The 21,219-nt window shown below is 58.4% G+C and carries 21 protein-coding genes; 19 read left to right on the top strand and 2 right to left on the bottom strand.

Annotation, left to right across the window (positions count from 1 at the left end):
• Window positions 1-639 precede the first annotated feature (639 nt).
• From MHK05_RS04250 to MHK05_RS04340, 19 genes are all read left to right on the top strand, one after another.
• Entirely contained in the window at window positions 640-699 is a 60-nt protein-coding gene (locus MHK05_RS04250; protein WP_232212622.1) for a hypothetical protein, read from the top strand.
• Window positions 700-2,117: 1,418 nt separating this feature from the next.
• Window positions 2,118-2,297, top strand: coding sequence for a hypothetical protein (locus MHK05_RS04255; RefSeq protein ID WP_239205012.1), 180 nt, complete (start codon window positions 2,118-2,120; stop codon window positions 2,295-2,297).
• Window positions 2,298-2,333: 36 nt separating this feature from the next.
• Window positions 2,334-2,489 carry a hypothetical protein gene (locus MHK05_RS04260; protein WP_239205014.1) on the top strand — a complete coding sequence of 52 codons (156 nt, stop codon included), beginning with the start codon at window positions 2,334-2,336 and terminating at the stop codon, window positions 2,487-2,489.
• Window positions 2,490-4,347: 1,858 nt separating this feature from the next.
• Window positions 4,348-5,880 (top strand): GTPase ObgE, encoded by a 1,533-nt coding sequence (gene obgE / locus MHK05_RS04265; protein WP_239205016.1) that lies wholly within the window; start codon window positions 4,348-4,350, stop codon window positions 5,878-5,880.
• Between the two features lie 60 nt (window positions 5,881-5,940).
• Entirely contained in the window at window positions 5,941-7,173 is a 1,233-nt protein-coding gene (gene proB / locus MHK05_RS04270) for a glutamate 5-kinase (protein WP_239205018.1), read from the top strand.
• Window positions 7,174-7,206: 33 nt separating this feature from the next.
• The gene (locus tag MHK05_RS04275) at window positions 7,207-8,136 is read left to right on the top strand and encodes a D-isomer specific 2-hydroxyacid dehydrogenase family protein (protein WP_239205020.1); all 930 of its coding nucleotides are present in this window, start codon (window positions 7,207-7,209) and stop codon (window positions 8,134-8,136) included.
• The gene (locus MHK05_RS04280) at window positions 8,136-9,041 is read left to right on the top strand and encodes a D-isomer specific 2-hydroxyacid dehydrogenase family protein (RefSeq protein ID WP_239205022.1); all 906 of its coding nucleotides are present in this window, start codon (window positions 8,136-8,138) and stop codon (window positions 9,039-9,041) included. Before MHK05_RS04275 ends, MHK05_RS04280 begins: the two co-directional genes overlap by 1 nt.
• A complete protein-coding gene (locus tag MHK05_RS04285; RefSeq protein ID WP_023020943.1) occupies window positions 9,041-9,376 on the top strand; it encodes a hypothetical protein in 336 nt (111 codons plus the stop codon). The genes MHK05_RS04280 and MHK05_RS04285 overlap by 1 nt, the downstream gene beginning before the upstream one ends.
• Before the next feature lie 72 nt (window positions 9,377-9,448).
• A complete protein-coding gene (locus MHK05_RS04290) occupies window positions 9,449-10,717 on the top strand; it encodes a glutamate-5-semialdehyde dehydrogenase (RefSeq protein WP_200288741.1) in 1,269 nt (422 codons plus the stop codon).
• A gap of 11 nt (window positions 10,718-10,728) precedes the next feature.
• On the top strand, window positions 10,729-11,676 hold the full coding sequence (locus MHK05_RS04295) for a cutinase family protein (protein WP_023020945.1): 948 nt from the start codon (window positions 10,729-10,731) through the stop codon (window positions 11,674-11,676).
• Window positions 11,677-11,685: 9 nt separating this feature from the next.
• Window positions 11,686-12,303, top strand: a complete 618-nt coding sequence (gene nadD, locus MHK05_RS04300) for a nicotinate-nucleotide adenylyltransferase (RefSeq protein WP_023020946.1) — start codon at window positions 11,686-11,688, stop codon at window positions 12,301-12,303.
• Window positions 12,304-12,449: 146 nt separating this feature from the next.
• Window positions 12,450-12,893 (top strand): ribosome silencing factor, encoded by a 444-nt coding sequence (rsfS, locus tag MHK05_RS04305; RefSeq protein WP_239205150.1) that lies wholly within the window; start codon window positions 12,450-12,452, stop codon window positions 12,891-12,893.
• 6 nt (window positions 12,894-12,899) lie between these two features.
• Window positions 12,900-13,598: a histidine phosphatase family protein gene (locus MHK05_RS04310; protein WP_023020948.1), complete on the top strand. Its 699-nt coding sequence runs from the start codon at window positions 12,900-12,902 to the stop codon at window positions 13,596-13,598.
• On the top strand, window positions 13,598-14,473 hold the full coding sequence (locus MHK05_RS04315) for a DegV family protein (protein WP_239205024.1): 876 nt from the start codon (window positions 13,598-13,600) through the stop codon (window positions 14,471-14,473). The genes MHK05_RS04310 and MHK05_RS04315 overlap by 1 nt, the downstream gene beginning before the upstream one ends.
• Window positions 14,474-14,572: 99 nt before the next feature.
• Window positions 14,573-15,259 (top strand): ComEA family DNA-binding protein, encoded by a 687-nt coding sequence (locus MHK05_RS04320; protein ID WP_200288744.1) that lies wholly within the window; start codon window positions 14,573-14,575, stop codon window positions 15,257-15,259.
• 18 nt (window positions 15,260-15,277) lie between these two features.
• On the top strand, window positions 15,278-16,690 hold the full coding sequence (locus MHK05_RS04325) for a ComEC/Rec2 family competence protein (protein ID WP_239205026.1): 1,413 nt from the start codon (window positions 15,278-15,280) through the stop codon (window positions 16,688-16,690).
• A 1-nt stretch (window position 16,691) separates the two neighbouring features.
• Complete coding sequence (holA, locus tag MHK05_RS04330) at window positions 16,692-17,669, top strand: DNA polymerase III subunit delta (protein WP_239205028.1); 978 nt, start codon at window positions 16,692-16,694, stop codon at window positions 17,667-17,669.
• 10 nt (window positions 17,670-17,679) lie between these two features.
• A complete protein-coding gene (locus MHK05_RS04335) occupies window positions 17,680-18,069 on the top strand; it encodes an ankyrin repeat domain-containing protein (protein ID WP_239205030.1) in 390 nt (129 codons plus the stop codon).
• The gene (locus MHK05_RS04340) at window positions 18,066-18,713 is read left to right on the top strand and encodes a LysE family translocator (RefSeq protein ID WP_239205032.1); all 648 of its coding nucleotides are present in this window, start codon (window positions 18,066-18,068) and stop codon (window positions 18,711-18,713) included. Before MHK05_RS04335 ends, MHK05_RS04340 begins: the two co-directional genes overlap by 4 nt.
• Here the strand turns inward: MHK05_RS04340 and MHK05_RS04345 are convergent.
• On the bottom strand, window positions 18,710-20,062 hold the full coding sequence (locus MHK05_RS04345) for a type II restriction enzyme (RefSeq protein WP_239205034.1): 1,353 nt from the start codon (window positions 20,060-20,062) through the stop codon (window positions 18,710-18,712). The two genes, MHK05_RS04340 and MHK05_RS04345, sit on opposite strands and share 4 nt — an antisense overlap.
• Window positions 20,055-20,897, bottom strand: a complete 843-nt coding sequence (locus tag MHK05_RS04350; RefSeq protein WP_086588295.1) for a DNA adenine methylase — start codon at window positions 20,895-20,897, stop codon at window positions 20,055-20,057. Before MHK05_RS04350 ends, MHK05_RS04345 begins: the two co-directional genes overlap by 8 nt.
• Between the last annotated feature and the right edge of the window lie 322 nt (window positions 20,898-21,219).

A 21,219-nucleotide genomic window follows, 5' to 3' on the forward strand; every position in this document is an offset into this window, starting at 1 on the left:
GAATTGGGTCCAGTTTCTCCTATTATGTCGCCGTTTGCAGCGTTGATCAGGTTGGTGGTTCATTCTGAGTGGCTGCTGGTGTGGATGGTTTAGCAAAGTCTGTGGCTTATCGGCCTGCTGGTGAGTTGGACTTGCCGCGCAATCATCGCAGGCGTACTAGCTGTGTGACAGTCAGGCGATAGCCTGATTGCGGCTTGAAGGTGTGACACCGATTCATTTTGCGAGTCCGCTTTCTATAAGCTCTAGTCCGGTTTATCGGACTGGTAATGAGCTTGGGTTGTGGAAGCGCAATGCGCATGCTCGCGAAGATGTGTAACTACGCGCCGGTGTGGTTATATGCAACTGTGTGAATGTGTAGGTCTCAAAGATGTAGCTTTAGCTTGTGGAATTCATCCGCGTGATGTTGCTGATATGGACCAGGCGTTATTAAAATTTCCACTGGGCATGTGCCTTTGTCCCGGCTGGCCCGGATTTGGCGCTGTATAACAAGCTTATGTAGGTAATCCCGTATGTCGTTGGCCGCCAAGCAGCCCCAGGCCTGGCTATTCCACAAGAGCGTATTGATAGGCGTATTTCTTCGCGTTACCTGTCGGTAGAAGGCGTGAGCTCATCTTTGCTCTTGACCGGCAGGGTAAAAGCGTGTGTGAGACAGCTCGGCGTTTTCAGTACTCTGCTAGCACTATCAGCAAGAAGCTTTAGCGTAACCGGGACGAGTTTGGGGTGTATCTTCCCACATATGCGCACCGTAAATCGGCGTCGAGTACGTTTACGCCGGAAGCGCAGGATTGATGCCAATCCACGTTTGCGTGAGACGGTCTGGGCGATGGTGAAAGATAGGTACTCGCCGCAGCAGATGTGCGGGTGGTTGCGTAGTTGCTATCCCGGTGATGAGGCTACGTACGTGTGTCCTGAAAGGATCTATCAACCTTTGTTTTCCCAGGCTAAATACGAGTCGAAAAAGAAGTCGCTGCTGCACTACGTCGAGAACACGCGCAACGTCGACCTCGTGGCACGCGAAGCGCGCCCGCAAGCGGTATGTCGATCCTACGGTCATGATTTCCGACTGGGCGGTACCAGGTTTTTGTGTAGCTGATCTCATCCTAGGTGTTGATAACCAGTCTGCAAATGGGCGCTCAAGTAGAGCGAACCATACGCTATGTAGTGCCTCCGAAGTAAACAAAGGGTTTACTAAAACAATTGCTATCTTGAGTTCAGAAGATTGTTGCACCACCTTGTTGTAGGACAGCGTTGTTGTAGCTGGGGTAGCTCGTTCCCTTTGACGTCTGAGTCAGATGGTAGCGGTCTGAAGGAGGTTAGCAAGAGAGACTTGCGGTATATGTGGCCGCTAGATCTCGTAACATACTCTTATATTTCTGTGTAGGCTGTTGGCATATAAGTAGGATCTTAACGGGGAGCGATGCTCATGACGTGCAGTGCATGGTAGGTATGGAGCAGCTGCCGTGTAGGTGGCGCCAATGCAGACTTGGTGAAGGATGTGGTCTACACCTGACGGGTTGTAGGCCAGCAGATGGGATCAAATAAAAATATCCCTACGTATAGTGTGTCGCAAGGGAAACCCTTGTTGTCTTAAGGGATCTCCACTGATTTCTGTAGAGAGCGGTCGCTCAGTTGAGGATTTGCGGCACGTCAGAAAGGATAGAAAGCTGATTTGCCAACGTGTAAAAGGCTCCCAGGAACATAGTCGGAAGAGAAGCTATTAAGAAGATCCAACTGTTCAGTGGAATAAAGCGTACAGATTAACCCCTTATAACGGGGTGCTATTAGGGGTGTCTGGACACTAAGTAAAAATAAAGACTTTTAAATTTGAACACGGATAGTTAACCTACATGTTTACCTCATTTAATCTATTCTTCACTTTAATTGAAAAGGGGGCTACATAATCGCCGATAAATGTCCAAAAGATGAGTCTAGGCTTAATTGAGGCTGGGTTGGCATTATGATTTTCTAGTTGAAAAGGGGTGTGCAATTAGCTTGTGGAACAGAATTTCTGTTGCGGAATTGTCACTTTATGGCAGGATGACTCCAGTAGGACGTGAGAGCGTGCCTGCTATCGAACCCTATCTGGACTGAAAGTCCTCCAGAGGATACCTAGGAGTATGAGTATGAACTTTGACCCGTCGACCATTCAAGAGTACCTATCCACCATCCAGCTTCACTTGGACAACTTCGTCAATACCCAACAAGGTTGGTACAAGATTCTGTCCGGCGTGACCGAGATCTTCTCTGGCAAGAATCTTGAAAATGCTGTTGATGCGATCAACCCGCTGTCCGAATAAAATAATTCAAGCATCCTAATTCCTTAAGGAGTCAAAATGTCCGAGCTATCCAGCACTGTGTCCGAGCTATCCAGCACTGTGTCCGAGCTATCCAGCGTTTCCAATACTGTCGTAGAGGCTGTTAAAGCTATTGTTGAGCCGTTTGTAAATATTGCTGACGGCGCTTCCCAGCTCATTGGCATGTTCGTTTAAGAACCTGCCCAAGTAGACCGCAGGTGTCAAAAGGATACTGGGTCTACTGCGTATTTACCCCATTTGCCTGACTAGCAATGTTGCTACGGGCAAGTGGGGTAAATTTTTCGGTACTGAAGTGGCCCGAGTTTTGTTCCTAGAACTTGCCATGGGATTTTATTATTTCCTGTGGTGGGTTCTGGTTTGGATAATTCGGGTTCCGTCTCGGCTGGGGCTGGGTGTCTTAAATTTTTCGTGGAGCTTGGTTTTGTTCCATCACGACACCATTTGGGTTTTGGAGGTTCCGCATCGGCAGCATCATCACACACTGTGAGTATGGATGAGTTCATGGTTGTAGGAACCAATAAAATTTTTCGGCTAGAGCATTGTCGTAAGAGTTCCCGACAGTTCCGGTGGAAGGGGGGATGCCTTGCCAGGGAAGCTGTTTGTTGTAGACAACGTAGTCTTGCAGCAAGCCATGGTAGGAATGGTACACGAACCTGTTTTTCTTTGGCGGATAATATCACTGGGTTGAAAGCATGTAGCGGCAATGCTTCGGTGCGCATGGATTTTGATTACGACCATCAGACAATGTGTTGAGTAAACGTATCAGTGACAATCGCGGTGTACACAAAGCCTTTCTTTGTGCGCGCGGTTGTTATGTCGGTCATCCACAGCTTGTAGGGGCATTGGGGTTTAAACTCATGGTTGGCCAAGTTTGGGCGCATATTTGGTGCGTTGGGCTTGCGCGTTGTTATAGGTGAGCGTCCTTTGCCTTGCCAGAATTGTCGGCCAAGCGCATCAGCTGGGAGGTTTGTTCACGCTCGAGTATGCCCCGCTGGTCTGAAGCTCGGCGGAAACACCGATTTCCTTAGCCACATAAGATACCGGGCGCTCTTACTCGAATACTAGGTTCGTGGCTTTGCGCCGATATTCCGGCGTGTACTTCTTGCGCTGTTAGCTCACAATGATCATTTTCTCCTACGGGCACAAAATCCGTACGAATAGGGTCCACTAAACGAGTGGTAATCTCATAGGGATATCAATGGTGGCTGGGCTGTAGTTACTGTCCGCTGTCTTTGTACGGCTCGTTGCGGTAATTGTCGGTTTCGGTGGCAGTTTTAGTGCTCTTGTAGCTAGGCTTGTGGTTTAGGTGGGCTTCTATTTTCAGCGTTTAGTCCTCTGCTCCTTGTGGTTTGTAACGTGCGTCGAACTAGGTTATTGGCAGCCGTGGTGGTCGTTTCTAGGTGTCAATGTGTTTCGCAATTTTAGTGTGGGCAAGAAGCTTCTTATCAATTGCATGAGTCGTGGTCTTATAAGCTTAGATCTGGTCGTGTCGCAGTAGTCATTCTGGTCTAACTCTTCATGCAGGTTGGGAATCTGCCTACAAACCATCAGACACTCTCTATTGCCCACATGTCTCTTTACTCAAAAGAATTTGCAGCCTTTTGCAAAATATCTTGTTGTTCGTGCAACACTATGATTTTCTACCTGGCGGATTCGCTCGAAATTGGCCCTCACCCATAGGCAATATCGCGCAAAGCTCTAGTGCCGGAACGTTTGCTGGTGCCGTGTTAGTGGGCCTGAAAATAAAGGCGGGAACGTTTTCAACAAACCTCGCTGAAGCTGAAGGAAGCAGGCGACTTCAATGCACTCTGAGCGGACCATAGCACCACGTTTGAGTTGTTCGGAGTATTTAGGCATGGTGGTACAGTTCATTTCTTCTCCACCAAGCGGGGTACTAGGTGTCTACCTAGCAAAATCCAAGTCCTCCTAATAAGAATATTCAATATTCACATTATGTTAAACGGTTGGAGTCCAGCCCAAGATACGCATTACACTGAGTAGGACAACTATTCAATGCACGGAGGATTTGACCATGGCACGTTTTATTGACCGCGTTGTCCTGCACCTGCAAGCAGGTGACGGTGGACACGGCTGTGTGTCTGTCCACCGCGAGAAGTTTAAGCCATTGGGTGGCCCGGATGGCGGCAATGGTGGCCACGGCGGTGACATCATCCTCGAGGTCTCTGAACAAATCCATACGCTTATGGATTTCCATTACCGCCCGCATATTAAGGCGCAACGCGGCGGCAATGGAGCCGGCGATATGCGCAATGGTGCTCGCGGCGAGGACCTGATTTTGGAGGTCCCGGCGGGCACGGTGGTCCGCACTGAAAAGGGCGAAAACTTGGCGGACCTTACCGTTCCGGGAACGCGGTTTGTGGCCGCAGAAGGCGGCTTCGGCGGACTAGGCAATGCGGCATTGGCCTCAAAGAACCGCAAGGCACCGGGTTTTGCTCTCCAGGGTGAGCCGGGCCAAGCCCATGATCTTATCCTCGAGCTGAAGTCCATGGCGGATGTAGGGCTGGTGGGCTTTCCATCGGCTGGTAAGTCCTCGCTTATCTCGGTTTTGTCGGCCGCGAAGCCCAAGATCGGTGATTACCCCTTTACTACGCTGCAGCCGAACCTGGGCGTGGTGGATATGGGAGATAGCTCCTTTACTATCGCGGACGTGCCGGGGCTTATCCCAGGCGCGGCCGATGGCAAAGGCCTAGGCCTGGATTTCTTGCGCCACATTGAACGCACGGCGGTGCTTGCCCATGTGGTCGATACTGCCACCATTGAGCCCGGCCGTGATCCCGTTTCCGATATTGAGGCGATGGAAAGTGAGCTGGCAAAATACCAAGGGGCTTTGCAGGAAGATACTGGTTTAGGGGATCTGCGTGAGCGCCCCCGCGTCATCATCTTGAATAAAGCAGATGTGCCTGAGGCCGAAGAGCTGGCGGAATTTGTCAAGGATGATCTGGAAGAGAAGTTTGGCTGGCCTGTCTTTATTATTTCGGCCGTCGCTCGCAAGGGCCTGGATCCGCTGAAGTTCCGGCTCATGGATATGGTGACCGAGCATCGCAAGGCCCAGCCATTGCCAAAGAAGGATAAGAACCACACCGTTATCCGTCCCAAGGCCCAGGGCCATAAGAAGCATACCGGTGTATTTGCTGATTTCACCGTGAAGGCCGATCCTGAGGTCGAGGGTGGCTTCATTGTTGAGGGCAAGAAGATTGATCGCTGGATTACCCAAACTGATTTTGAAAATGATGAGGCAGTGGGCTTCTTGGCGGACCGCTTGGCCAAGGCCGGCGTGGAGGAAGAGCTGCGCGAGCAGGGCGCTGTGGAAGGCTGTCCGGTGACGATCGGCGGCATTACCTTCGAGTGGGAGCCGATGACTGGCGGTGATCCGACGATGGCCAGCCGCGGCGAGGACGCCCGTTTGAAGGGCACTAGCCGCGTTTCCGCCGCCGAGCGCAAGCGTGCCTCTCAGGCACGCCGTGGTCTTATCGATGAATACGATTACGGCACCGACGAAGAGGTCACTCGCGAGGGTGCTAATCGGGATAGGTGGCAAGGCTAGCTCGGTAGGCCCCCTCTTCTTGGGGTGTATAAGAGGGGGCGCTTTGTAGACTCGGTTGGCATGTCTTCTGATCAACAGAAAGAGCCCATCCTTCCACTTCCGGTAGAGCCTTTTGACGGGCCTACCGCCGATACTCCCTTTCCAGAACCGCTCGATGAGAACCCGGTAGCGTCCGGTTTTGAATCTGAACTTCGCCACGAGATCGCGCACGCCAGGCGCGTCGTGGTCAAGATTGGTTCCTCTTCTCTCACGGATGAGAATTTCCGTGTTTCACAGGAAAAGATTGATCACATCGTCGATGCCGTTCATGCGCGCATGGGCCGCTCCGATGTCATTATCGTTTCTTCTGGTGCGGTCGCCGCCGGCATGGGGCCGCTCGGGCTGCACCAGCGTCCCACCGATCTGGCTACCAAGCAGGCCTCCGCTTCTGTAGGCCAGGTGCACTTGGCCTATGTGTGGGGCCAGTCCTTTGCTCGCTATCAGCGCACCATCGGCCAGGTTTTGTTGACTGCGTCAGATACTGGTCACCGCGATCGCGCCCGCAACGCGCAGCGCACCATTGATCGCCTGCGCCAGCTGCGTACCATTCCTATCGTCAACGAGAATGACGCCGTGGCTACCTCGGAGATGCACTTTGGCGATAACGATCGCCTCTCCGCGCTGGTGGCCAACCTGGTGGGTGCTGATGCGCTCTTCCTCTTCTCCGATGTGGATGGCCTGTATGACAAGAACCCGGCCGAGCCGGACGCTAAGTTCATCGATGAAGTGCGCACCGGCAAGGACTTGAAGGGCGTTGTAGCTGGCGATGGCGGCAAGGTGGGCACCGGTGGTATGGCCACCAAGGTCTCTGCAGCCCGCCTGGCAACCCGCGGCGGCATTCCGGTGCTGTTGACCTCCACGGATAATATTGGCCCCGCGCTTGCCGACGCCTCTGTGGGCACCGTCTTCCACACCCGCGAGGAACGCCAGCTTTCCGCCTGGAAGTTCTGGGCACTTTACTGCGCAGATACCGGCGGAGCCGTCCGCCTCGATGAAGGCGCTAAACAAGCCGTGACCGAGGGCGGTAATTCACTGCTGGCCGTGGGCATTACCGATGTGCAAGGCGAGTTCACCAAGGGCGAAATCATCGATATCCTCGGTCCGAATGGCGAGGTCATCGGACGTGGCGAAGTCCGTTTCGACTCCGAGGAACTGCACGGTATTAAGGGAAAGAAGATGGAAGAACTTCCTGAGGAGCAGCGCCGCTCAGTTGTTCACGCCGATTACCTCTCCAACTTCGCCTCCCGTATTTAAACCCAAGTCCCTGATTCCCCGTATGGTTGGGGCATGAAATATTTCATGGGTCCGGACACCTGGCAACCGATGGTAGAAGATATCGAGGCTGCCGGGCACGAACGCGTAAATAGCCTCGAAGATGCCGAGGTCTACATCAACAATGCGCCCAACCCGCGCCGCATCCCCGAGATGCCGGAGAACATCGGTTGGGTGCAGCATTGTTTTACCGGCGTAAACCAGCTCATTGATGCCGGGGTCATCACCCCAGACGGCGTGCCATGGTGCAACTCCGCCGGCGCTTTTGCCCAGCCGGTAGCCGAATCTGCACTTGGCCTGGCCCTGTCACAGGCGCACCACCACAAAGCTTTCGCCCAGGCCGCTTCGTGGTCGGTAGCACAGGAGCTGGACGAGTCCCAGGCGTGGCTTTATAACCAGCGAGGGCCGAAGAGGGTAGCCGTCTTCGGCGCTGGGGGCATCGGCAAGCAGCTTATTATGCTTCTTAAACCGTTTGGAGTGCACATTACCGCGGTCAATCGCTCCGGCCGCGCCGTGGAAGGCGCCGATGAAGTCGTGCCCATGGATCGGGCAGAACACGTGTGGGGCGAGGCGGATTTCATTTTCTGCATCCTGCCGGCGACCAAAGACACCGAGGGGCTTATCGATGCCGCCACGTTCCGCGCGATGAAGCCTTCCGCCATCTTTATCAACGTCGGCCGCGGCAGCACCGTAGTAACTGATGATCTAGTGACGGCCCTGCGCGATGGCGAGATCGCCGGCGCCGGCTTGGAAGTTATGGATCCCGAGCCACTGCCTGATGGCCACCCGCTATATGACCTGCCTAATTGCACCATGACGCCGCACATGGCTGCTTCCGCGCACGTGGCGCAATATCACCTCGGTGCTATCTTCAACGCCAACGCCGCGGCGTGGGAGAGGGGAGAGGCCATGCCCACCCGTGTCGATGTGGAGGCTGGATACTAATGAAATACGCAATGCTGCCCACCCCGTGGGAGGAAACCTTGCACGCCCTGGATGCGGCGGGCCATGAGCGTGTCGCGCTGGACGACGCCGAAGTCCTCATCTTCAACGGCGGTCCGGACGACTTCCCACAGCCCCTGCCACCGAGCGTGGGCCTGGTGCAGGTCCCCTTCGCTGGGGTGGACCACCTGCTCGACGTCATGCGTGATACCACCGCCCGCTGGTCTAATGCCGCCGGCTTGTATGACGCCACCGTGGCGGAATCTACCGTTGCGCTCCTGCTCGCCCACTTGCATGCGCATAAGCGCGTGGGGACTAGCTGGTCTAACCGCGATGAGGTTGAGGCTCATACCAGCTTCCTTTTTGAAGATAAGACGGTAGCGGTGGTGGGCGCCGGGGGCATCGGCAAGCGGCTTATTCGTATGCTGGAAGGCTTCGGACCACGCATAATCGCGGTCAATCGCTCCGGCAACCCAGTCGAGGGTGCCGATGAAACCTTCGCCACCGCCGATATTGAGCGCGTCTGGCCAGCCGCCGATTATTTCGTGGCGCTTGCGCCGCTAACGGACGAGACCCACCGGCTTTTTAATGCCGCTGCCTTCCGTGCCATGCCCGATCACGCCGTGATTATTAACGTTGGCCGCGGACCACTGGTGGACACCGATGCTCTAGTCGAAGCCTTGCGGGCAGGAGACATCGCCGGCGCTGGCTTGGATGTCACCGACCCTGAGCCGCTGCCCGATGGGCACCCACTGTGGGACATGCCTAACGTGGTCATCACCCCGCACCTGGCCAACCCTCCCTATTCGGTGCGCCGGCGCATCGGCTCGCATACAGTACAGGTCATGGAGCGCTACTCCGCAGGTGAAGCAATCCCCACGGAAGTCGATATTCAGGCGGGTTATTAATGGACAACGCCGCCTCACAAGACGGTTCTTATCAAGGGAGCTCTTTTAATCCCACCGAAGCCGAGGTTGCGGATATGAAGGAGCGCCGGAAGAAGGTACAGGCGGTCGATTATGCCGCCTGGGCGGCCACCATCCTTTCCGTTGTGCTCGGCTATTTCTTCTTCCACTGGTCCTATTTTTGGGTTATCCCGATTATCTGTTTTATATGCTCGGCCGGAGCCCGCCACGTTTATAACTTGAGCTATTACGAAGAGGAATACCTCATGTTCGAGCGGAAGGACGAGAAGCGCCGCCGCCGGGCATCCGACAAGCGGAGCCGCGAGCTCGGCCAATAAGGACACCACCGTGCGGGTGCTTGCCGCCCAACTGGCTGAAAAGCGCGCGGCCTTTCGTTAGGCTGGTATGACATGAGCAACACTGAACGCGAAGAAGTTCTGTCCAAAGCCCGTGCTGCCAAGGAAGTCGCGCCCGTCGTGGCGCAGCTGTCCACGCCGCGCAAGAATGAGATCTTGCAGCGCGCAGCCGACAACCTCATTGCCCACACCGAAGCCATTCTCGCCGCCAATAAGCAGGATATCGATGCCGGCCGCGAACGCGGCATGTCCGAGTCCCTTATTGACCGCCTGTCTCTCGACGCCGCGCGCGTGGAAGGCATTGCCGGCGGCCTGCGCCAGGTAGCTGGCCTGCAGGACCCGGTAGGGGAGATCCTGCAGGGTCGCACCATGGATAACGGAATCCAGATGAAGCAGGTGCGCGTGCCGCTCGGTGTCATGGGCATGGTCTATGAGGCCCGCCCGAACGTCACCGTGGACGCCTTCGGTTTGGCCATCAAGTCCGGCAATGTGCCGCTATTGCGTGGCTCCAAATCCGCCCGCAACTCCAACACCAAGCTGGTAGAAATCTTGCAGGATACCCTCGTTGAGTTTGACCTGCCGCGCGAGGCCGTGCAGCTTTTGCCGTGCGAGACGCACGATTCCGTCCAGGACCTCATTACCGCCCGTGGTCTGGTGGACCTGGTTATTCCGCGTGGTGGCGCAAAGCTTATTGAGGCCGTCGTTACCGGCGCCACCGTCCCCGCCATTGAGACCGGCACCGGCAATTGCCACTTCTACGTGGATGCCTCTGCAGACATTGATAAGGCCATCGACATGGTCATCAACGGCAAGACCCGCCGCACCTCCGTGTGCAACTCCACGGAGTGCGTGCTTATCGACGCCGCTTTGGATGACTCCGTCAAGCTCCGCATCATCGCCGCGCTGCAGGATGCTGGCGTGACCATCCACGGCGACGTCGCCGAGCTCGAGGCCTTCGGCGTCAAGGATGCCGTGCAGGCCACCGATGAAGACTGGCGCGAGGAGTCACTATCTATGGATATCTGCGCCAAGGTGGTCGACGGCGTAGATGGCGCCATCGCGCATATCACCGAGTTCACCACTGGCCACACCGAGGCCATCGCCGCGCAAGACGCCGATGTCCTAGTGAAATTCGGCAACGAGGTGGATGCCGCCGCGGTGATGCTCAATGCCTCTACCGCCTTCACCGATGGCGAGGTCTACGGCATGGGCGCCGAAATCGGCATTTCCACCCAGAAGCTGCACGCCCGTGGCCCAATGGCGCTGCCGGAGCTCACCTCTTCTAAGTGGATCCTGCAGGGTACAGGTCAGACCCGTCCATAATTCTCCCCGCCATGATTCGATCTGCTTTCTTCCGTGCCGCCGTCGCCCTAAGCGCCTCGGCGGCGCTTGCCGTTTCTATAGCCCCCGCCGCTGCCGCCACCGCGAATGCTGCCCCGGTCGTGCCCCAGGCAGCAGCACAATCCGCCCCATCGCCGCAGCCTGCTGGGTGTCCCGAGTTCGTTGTTTTGGCTGCTCGTGGCTCCGACCAGAATGAGGAATACGGCGAGTATTTCGGACCGCAGCAGTATTCGCCGCATGCCGCGCCGTCGAATGGCTATGAAGGGGCAAACCTCTCCGCGCTTTTTCATCTAGTGGAAAAACGCCATCCCGGCACGATGGATAAAGTCCATGTCCTCGCCCTTGACCCCCAGGCATACCCGGCGTCAATGAACCTGCCGCCGCTGGCGCAGGAAGGTGAGCAGTTGAATCCGCTCCAGCTTATTCGCCGCCTCGGTGGGGTAGTGATGGAGCATCCGTTGCACGAGCTGGCGTATTCGGTCACCGTTGGTTTTGTACATAGTTTGCGCACCGGCATGGCCAACGCTCCGCGCGTGGTGGAAAAGTATGAGCGCGAAACAGGCTGCCAGCCGCGCTATATTACGGCTGGCTACTCCCAAGGCGCCATTGTCGCTACCAGCGCGGAGCGCTACCTTGCACAACGAGGCAAGCTCGCGGGGGCAGTTTACCTGGGCAATCCCCTCAGCCGTCCCCACGGTATGGCGGGCTGGCTACCGCAGCGTTTGCTCTTACAACCTGCGGCATTGCCGGACTCGCGCCGGCTTAACTATTGCCTGGACGGAGACTTCGTTTGCGACCTGAACCTCGCCTCCGCCCACGACGCGTTGGCTACCAAGGCGGCTCGCCATGCTTCTTATTTTGTAGAGCCCTCGCTTGGCGACGCCGCTTTTGCCGACTCCCTCGCCACTTTGCTTACTCCCTCCTCGGCTGGGGGACTATAATCACCACCCATGACTAGCCCACAGCGCATTGGCATCATGGGTGGCACCTTTGACCCCATCCACAATGGTCACTTGGTAGCCGCCAGTGAGGCCGCGCATCGCTTTGCCCTCGATAGCGTCATCTTTGTGCCCACAGGTCAGCCTTGGCAGAAGTCTCACCGCGAGGTCACTGCGGCCGAGCACCGCTACTTGATGACGATGGTGGCAACCGCATCCAATCCGCGTTTTACCGTCTCGCGGGTAGATATTGACCGCGAGGGGCCTACCTATACCATCGATACGTTGCGGGATCTGCGTAAGCTTTTCCCAGAAGCGGAGTTCTATTTCATTACCGGCGCCGATTCTCTGGCCTCCATTATGAGCTGGCATAACTGGGAAGAGATGCTGGAGATGGCGCACTTCGTGGGGGTTACCCGCCCCGGATACGAATTAAGCGCCGATATGCTGCCCGCCGATGCCCAAGAGGATATTGACCTCATCGATATCCCCGCCATGGCCATTTCCTCCACCGCGTGCCGCGAGCGCTCTGCTCAAGGCCAGCCCGTGTGGTACCTCGTACCGGATGGAGTGGTGCAGTACATCACCAAAAACAATCTCTACGGTCCCAACCCGGACAAGCCCCTGTAGAAACTTTCACGGCCTTTCCCAGATTTTGGGCACGGGCCTGCTAAACGTGCAAGAATAGATTCTCACTAGAGATAGTTCATTTCGAATGCACTCAGACGCGAAAAGGGAATTTATACACATTGTCTACTTCTGATCTCGCCCGCAGCATGGCAGAAACCGCGGCACACGCGGCGCAAGAAAAGTTAGCCACCAATATCGCGGCTATTGATGTCTCCGATGTCCTCGCAATTACTGAGGTCTTCGTGCTGGCTTCTGCAGATAACGAGCGCCAGGTGGGCTCCATTGTGGATGAAGTCGAAGATGAGATGACCAAGCAGGGCTTTGAACCGCAGCGCCGTGAAGGTAACCGCGAAAATCGCTGGGTGCTGCTGGATTACTGCAATATCGTCGTCCATGTCCAGCGCAATGACCAGCGCGAGTTCTACGGCTTGGACCGCCTTTACCATGATTGCCCGGCACTGGAGATTGAGGGCATCGAAGCCCCGGAGCGTCCGGGCGAATGGACCAATGGCGTCAACCCGCGTGAGGTAGATTCCATCGACGAGCTCCCACTGGCCGATAAGGTCCCAGGTGAGGACGAGGAGCTTTAAACCCATATGAGTCGCCGCCTGATCCTGATCCGCCACGGACAAACTACCTATAACGCCACCGGCCGCATGCAAGGCCACTTGGATACCGAGCTGTCTGAGCTGGGCTATGAGCAGGCCCGCGCTGCCGCGCGCCTGCTCCAGGATCAGGGCGTGTCCAAAATCGTTGCCTCCGATCTCATTCGTGCGAAGGAAACCGCCCGCGTCGTCGCCGAAGCCCTCGGCGTGGACTTCAGCACGGATGCCCGCCTGCGCGAAACTCACTTGGGCCAGTGGCAGGGCAGAACCTCTGCTGAGGTAGATGCGGAGTTTCCAGGCGCGCGCGCCATTTGGCGCCACGATCCCACCTGGGCCCCGCCGGAGGGGGAGTCTCGCGTGGACGTGGCTGAGCGTGCCCGCCCCGTCATCGATGAGCTCATGGAAGACTTTGCCGGCTGGGACGCCGGCCCCGTCCTCATCGTGGCCCATGGCGGGGCCATCTCGGCGCTTACCTGCCACCTGCTTGGCCTTGACCACGCGCAGTACGGGATCCTTTCGGGGTTGAAGAATACCCACTGGTCACAGCTGACTGCTCGCCCGGACTTTAACCCGGGAACGCCGCTGTCCTCGCTAGAATTTACCCCCGACAATGTGGGCAATGCCCAGTGGTACTTCGACGGCTGGAATATGGGCGGCGAGGTCACCGGGGACGGCGGGGCGGATATCTAGTGGCGGTTCGCGTCATTACGGATTCCGCTGCGGGCCTGCCCCGGGAGCTGGCGGAGCAGCTATCCATCACCGTCATTGACCTCCACCTCATGGAACGCCACGGCAAGGATGGCTTGGAGCAATCTACTTCGGGATTAAGCGCGCTGGAGCTGGCAGCCGCCTATGGCCGCGAAATGGAGCGCTCTCAGGATGATGGCGTGGTGGCCATACACCTATCCAAAGAGCTTTCTTCCACCTACTCCGCCGCAGTGACTGCTTCGGGCGTTTTCCCGCACACGGTGCGGGTGATTGATTCCGGGTCGGCCGGCATGGCGATGGGTGCGGCCGCCATGTCCGCAGCCAAGGTCGCCTCCCGCGGAGCCGGCTTGGAGGAGTGCTACGCTGCGGCCATGGACACCCTCAAGCGCGCGGCTACCTGGGTGTACTTGCATTCCACGGAGGATCTGCGCCGCTCCGGCCGCCTTTCGCCGGCCACAGCCGTGTTATCTACGGCGCTTTTGGCCACCAAGCCGATCATGTCGATTAACCGCGGCAAGCTGGAGCTGGTGGGAAAAACCCGCACCCAGACCAAGGCTTTTACCAAGCTAGTAGACCTCATTGCCTCCCGCGCCAACGGGGAGCCGGCCTTCGTGGCCATCCAGCACAACCACGCCGAAGGCGCGGCCGCCAAGCTGGAGGCGCTGCTTGAAGCGGCCCTGCCGCAGGGCTCGTCCTTTATCTGCACCCCGCTTAACGACGTCCTCTCCGTCCACGTCGGCCCCTCCGCCATCGGCGTATCTGCGGTGTTTAGCTCGGAGCCTCCCGCCGATCCAGCGCATCCTCACACGCGTGGTCGACCACGCGCCTTCCCACCGCGCCGTTCTGTGGATAACTAGGCCCAGTGCGCCGGGTTCGTTGACGTCCCCAACAAGTTATCCACAGCCCGCCTTCGCTGTACCTACTGCCTTAGCGCCCACGCCTTTATTCTCAGCGCCATGGCGGCACCCAAGATTAGCGAACGACTCCGCGAATTTACCCAACCCACCGGTGAGGAAGAGCTCCTCGCCGTCGATTATCCTCGCCCGCGTCTGCGCATTAGCCCGTGGCAAGCCTGCGCCGTGGCGGTCATTCTCGTCGTCGGCGTGGTGGCGTGGCTTGGCATCAACGCCCGCTCCGATGAATCCTCGGGCATGCCCGAGCCTGCGGCAATAAGCGGTGATTCTGGCACTGCACCCAGTGCAGAGCCCAGTGAAATCATCGTCTCTGTCATTGGCGAGGTGGCCGAGCCCGGCTTGCAGACCCTCGAGCCCGGCGCGCGCGTCGCCGATGCCCTCGACGCCGCTCAACCCCTTCCCGGTGCAGACACAATCGCGCTCAACCATGCCCAGCGGCTTTCCGACGGCCAGCAGCTCCACATCCTTCCCTCCGGCGCCGCCCCACCTCCCGCACCCGGCGAACCAGCCCCATCCGGCGGAAACGGCATCAGTACCGGCGGCGTGAGCCTGAATAACGCCACCGCGGAGGAACTTACAGAACTCAAGGGCGTTGGTGAGGTCACCGCGCAAGCTATCGTGGCGTACCGCGAGGAACATGGCGGCTTCCAAGATATTGAGGAATTACTCGAGGTCACCGGCATCGGACCGGCGAAGCTAGCGCAGCTTAAAGACCAGGTCCAGCTCTAAGCTGAGTACGAGCACGCGATGCGAGAACTGCGGCTCGTCCCCGGTGCGGCCACCGCTTGGCTGGCTGTCATTGCTGTGCTGCTAGGTAGCCGTGGCTGGGCAATCTTTATCATTGCGGCGGTCGTCGGGTGCTGCCTGATCGCCCGCCAATGGGGCCAAGCGCTATTTTCCGGAATGGTCGCGACAGCCGCGGCGCTGGTTGCCGCGGTGCGCCAGGCCCGTGCCGCTGCGTTCGACCTCGGCACCGAGGTTACCGGCCGCCTGACCACCGCGCCGACGCAGACCAGCACGGGCGGCTGGTTGCTGCGGCTTAAGGTGCCGGGCTACCCGACTCAACTGCCGGTCTTTAGCTCGGAACCGGTCCCGGCCGCTGCGGGCGCCGAACTCACGGCCAGGGTGGAGGTGAGGGAGTCGGATAGGGCGGGCGTCGGAAAGCTCAGCGCCACTGCCACAGACGTGCAGGTAACCGGTGAGCCCGAAGGCCTAGCCGGCTGGGCGGCCCACGTGTCCGACACATTTCGCGCGCTGGTTGTAGATACCGTCGGTCCTTCCAGCCAGGGCCTGATTCCTGGCATGGTGCTCGGCGATACTAGCCTGCAAAGCTCTTCAGAGCGCGACCTGTATATCATCACCGGCCTTTCGCACTTAAGCGCAGTTTCCGGTGCAAATGTCGCCATCGTGTGCTCCACCGCAGCCATGGTCTGCGCCGCCTTCGCGCTGGGGCCACGCGCCCGCGTGGCTGCCTCTCTGTGTGCTTTGGCCACCTATGTTGTGCTCGTGGGTTTTGAGCCCTCCGTCCAGCGCGCGGCCGTGGCTGGGCTGGTGGGGCTGCTCGCCGTGCTTAATTCCACGCGCATGGAGCCGATTCATGCTCTTAGCCTCGGCATCATTGCCCTGCTCTTCGTGGATTCCGACCTCGCCGTGCACTTTGGTTTCGCACTTTCTTGCGCGGCGACGCTCGGCATCGTGGCGCTTAGCCCGCTCATTTATAAACACTTGGCCACAACCGGCTGGCCCGCCATTTTTCTGCGCGCGGTCGCTGTGGCCATTGCCGCCGATATCGTTACCCTCCCGCTAGTCGCACTCATGTCCGGCGAGGTCTCCGTGGTCTCCGTGTTGGCCAATATCCTGGTTGAGCCCGCCACCGTGCCGATTACCATCGTGGGGCTTATCGCCGCCGTCTTCGCCCAGCTCGGTCCAATCGATGTGCTAGGTGCGGGCTTGCTGCGCCTTATAGAACCCTTTTCGTGGTGGATTAATACCATCGCCCACGGCGTGGCCCACCTTCCGGTGGTCACCATCCCCGCTAGCCCGCTTTTTACGCTGCTTGCCTACGCCTGGATCATTGCCGGCCTCCTCTATCACCGCCCCTGGCTGACTCTGGCGCTGACGCTAGCGGGCATCGCCTGGCTCGGTGTGGCGGCAGGTTAGAATGGCGGGCATGCCTCCAGTACATCTCATCCTTGGCGACGATGAATTCCTCACCGAACGCGCCCGCCTGCAGATTCAGCGTGCCGCGGCCGAGGAGAGCGGCCCAACCGGTGCTCGCCCCGAGCTGACCAAGCTTAAAGCTTCCGAAGTCTCCGAGGGCGAAATCCTCGAGGCCACTAGCCCCTCTCTTTTTGGAGATAGCCGCGTCATCGTCATCAGTGACTGCGAGCGAGCCGGCAAGGAAGTAGTCGATATCATCCTGCGTGCCTGCGCGAACCCCGCGCCGGGCATGACCATGGTCATCATTTACTCCGTGACGGCCAAGACCCTAAAGAAAAAGAAGAAGCAACCTGAACTGGTGGCCAAGCTGCGCAAGATTGCCGAGGTTCACGAAGTCTTCTCGCTCTATCCCAATGAGCTGGGGCAGTGGGCCACCCGCGAATTCTCCTCCCACGGTGTGCGCCCGACCCCGGACGTCATCCATGCCGTGCTCGAAGGCGTGGGCTCTGACCTACGCGAGCTGGCCTCTGCCATCTCCCAGTTGGTGTCCGATACCGGCGGCAACGTCACCCGCGAGGCCGTGCAGAACTACTACGTCGGCGTGGCCGAGGTTGCCAATTGGGATATTGCCGATGCCGCCGTTGCCGGCCGCGTCGAAGCCGCCGTGTCCACCTGCCGCCGCGCCCTGCAGCTTGGCGCCAGCCCCGTGGCGATTGCCGCAGCGCTAGCCAATAAGGTCGGAGCCGTAGCCCGCCTGTATTCCGCCCGCGGGGACCAGTATTCTTTAGCTAGCCAAACCGGCCTAGCGCCCTACGTGGTCAAGATGACCCAGCCGGTGGCTCGCCGCTGGTCCGCCGATAATGTCACCAAGGCCGTCATCCTCGTCTCGGAACTCGATGCCGCCGTCAAAGGCCAAGGCGGTGAGCCCGAATTCGCCATAGAGGCGGCCGTCAAACGAGTCGCGGAACTGGCGCGATAAGCTAGAAGCTATGTCTGAGACGCAAGTGCAGGAATTCGCCGGTCGGCTCTTTGACATGGCACGCGAGGGCAGCTTGGACCTCCTGGCCTATATCGACCACGGCGTAAATATTGACCTCGTGAACCAGGACGGCCAGTCCTTCCTCATGCTCGCGGCCTATCACGGCCACGCCGAGCTGGTTACCTCACTTGCTCGCGTCGGCGCGGACGTTAATCTGCTCAATGACCGCGGTCAATCACCCCTGGCCGGTGCCATTTTCAAAAAGGAAGATGCGGTCATCGACGCCCTCTTGGCCGCTCACGCCGACCCTGCCGCCGGCCATCCCTCCGCGCTGGAGTCTGCCCGCATATTTGGCCGCGAGGACCTCATCCCGCGCCTAGAAAGCGAGGCAGGGGAGTGACCTGGACGTCCTTTTTCACCCTCTTGTTGATGAATCTGGTGGGCGTTGCTTCGCCCGGACCCGACATTATTTTGGTGACCCGCTACGCCACCCGCTCGCGGCGCCACGCCATAGCCGCAGCCGCCGGCATCCAAATTGGCGTGCTCTTTTGGTGCACCGCCACCGTTTTCGGCGCCGCAGCGCTGCTGACGGCTTTTCCGGAAATTTTGGGAGCGGTTCAGGCCGTTGGCGGCTGCTTCCTGGTGTTTATGGGTTCGCGCGCCTTGCGCAGCGGCATCGCCCAGCGCGCCAACCCGCCGGTGGATCTGGAAGACGTCGCCGCGCAACTCGGGCGCCTACGCTCTGCCTTCAAGGTCGGATTAGCCACGAATATGTCCAACCCGAAAATCGTGCTTTTCCTCGCCGCGATGATCGCTCCGCTGCTTCCCGCCAGCCCTCCCATCTGGTTGGCCATCGGGTTGACGCTGTCCTTATCGCTTTCGGCCTTCCTCTTTTTCCTCGTCGTTGCCACGGTAATTTCCACCAACGCCGTGCGCCGCAAACTCATCGCCGCAGGTCCGTGGATCGATATCGGCTCGGGCCTGTTTTTCATTATCGCCGGCATCGTCCTTATTGTCTCCGGCGCGCAGAACCTCCTGCACTAAAACAGCCGCGGCATTCCCTCCGCCACCGTGTCGAGCACCCACTGGGTCCAGCGGGCGACGGTGGAGGCGCGCCGCCGGGACGTCGCCAAGCTCAGCCCCAATTCCTCCATCGCTGTAATAATCTCCGCGGTGCTGGCGACCGCGCCCCGCGCCAAGCTGAGTTCGAGCACCTCGCGAAATACCCGCCGCGCCGCCAACGTCCGTATAAGCGCCGCATTTCGGGCATCGCGCTGCGGCTGCTCGATAATTCTCCTCCCGCGCTCGGTGGGCTCCCAGGCCTCATCCACCTGCACCGCCAACCCCAGGTAGCGCGCGGCGTTGGCATAATAGTCCGCCTGCCGCGGATCGAAATCATAGCGCTGAGTAATCTCTGCCTTACTCAGCGGCTGCAGCGCCATGAGCTCCAAGAGGTTGACCACCCGCTCAAAGTTATTGGCCTGCGGAAAGGGCACCTCCGGCTCGACGTCGGGCTCCACCGCCCGAACGATATCCAGCGATGCCTGCGCATCCAGGTGCGAGGCCGACAGTGCGTAGCGGGCGCTATCGACCAGCGCAATGCTGCGAAAATCGGCCGGATCCCTAAATTCATAGCGGTATAGGTGGAAAATGCCATTGGAATACACCAGGTAAACCGGTACCACTTCCTTTGCCAGGCGCTGTTGGAAGCGCCGGTAGGGAAAATATAGCTGCCGGATATTGAAATCATCCGAGAGGTGATTTTTCGCCTCCACCAGCACTAGATGCTCGAGCGATTCAAAACCGCCGTCGATTTCCATCTGTGCGCGGTCCACCGCCACCTCCACGCCCAGGTCCGGTAGCCGCACCTGCATCTCGCGCGTGGACATGCGGCCTGCCACCGTAGCTTGCAAAGGCCCGCAGGCCAGAAAGTCTTCTAGCATCCCGCTTGCCGACGCCCCATTTAACGCCACCGCCTCCGAGCTCACCCCCTCCAACGAGAGGGTATCTAGACCCGCTGGCAGCTGCAGCGTACGTACCTCCCCGCGCTGTGCCTGCGGAAACTTCTCGTAGAGGTTGAACCGGCCCACCAAGTATTCGCTGCGGCTTACCGGCACGATGCCGAGCTGCAGGCGCTGAAAGATCCAAGGCCGCGAGGTGGAAAAATCATGCTTGGCCATCAACCGTGGCTGCCGAGCAGAGATTTTCTCCACTTCCCGCGCGCTGATGAAAAAATACCCGCGCCGTTCCAATTCTTCGCCGTAGCCAGCCGCCAAGATGCGCAGCCAACCCCAGTCATTAACGCCTAGCTTCACCGACTCCGGAACGCCAAAACGTGCCCGCAGCTCCTCCTGCAGCTCCCGCCCCGCGTGCGCCTTCGGCCCGCTAGTCACCGCTGACCTCATAATTGCGCACCAGTACCTCATCGACCTTGCCGCGCTTCGAAGCGACGGAATTGATCGCCCGCGTTGCCCCCACGATGCCTACCTCATAATCCGCATAGAGCTCTCGGATGAACTCGGTGGCCGAATTCGACAGCAGAAACTTTGCCCCGCGTTTGTCCAACTCATCGCAGACCTCTTTGAGCCGTTCTTGCTCCGCGCGGTCAAAGCCGCCCTTTTGATAGCCGGTAAACGAGCTCGTCACATTGACTGGGTCATAGGGCGGGTCGAAATAGACAAAATCGCCTTCGCCTGCTTCTGCCACCGCTGCGGCGAAATCGCCTTGGGAAAAGATCACCTCATTTTCCGCAAAATAGCGGTGCACCGCACGCAGCGTGTCTTCATCGCAAATGGTGGGATTCTTATAGCGCCCGAACGGCGCATTAAATTGACCTGCCGTATTCACGCGATACAGACCATTATAGCAGGTGCGGTTGAGATACAGCGTTCGTGCAGCACGCTCGATGGGGGAGAGGGCGGCAAACCGCTTCGCATCCCTGTCCACTGCGCGCAGCGCATAGAAAAACTCCGCCTCATTGGGATAGCTCACGAGCTCTGCAATGAGCTCGTCGACGCCGCCGCGTACCACCTCATATAGGTTGATGAGCTCAGCATTGAGATCATTGACCCGTGCGCTGGCTGGTTGGAGAGAGAAAAGCACCGCGCCGCCACCGATGAAGGGCTCATAAAACCGCCGCGGGACATCCGCCGGTAGGGCGGCGTGGATATGTGGCAAGAGCTGGCGCTTTCCGCCCGCCCATTTCACCAGTGGCTTAACGTTTTTCATCGTTGACTCATCTTAGCGGCCCTACCCGACACGAGCACCATTGGGCTTTCGAACGTGCGGGCGGATAACTGGAGCGGAGGGCTGGCCGCACAGGTACTTTGGTTGTCTAACATCACAGCTTTGTTAAATAGTTCTATGACGGGCCTAAACGTACGGCCATGCCGGTAGTAAATTCTTCCCGTGCGCACGGCTGTTTCCATAGTCGAATATGAGGTAATAGAATCACCCCAAACGCCTTAGTTTGTAGGGAAATACCATTTTCACCTAAAGATTTAAGGGTTTAGAAAACGAAAGTAAGGCCCTTAGAGCGTCGGGACAGAAA

It is taken from the genome of Corynebacterium nasorum (genome assembly GCF_022347325.1).
GTDB classification, from domain to species: Bacteria; Actinomycetota; Actinomycetes; order Mycobacteriales; family Mycobacteriaceae; genus Corynebacterium; species Corynebacterium kefirresidentii.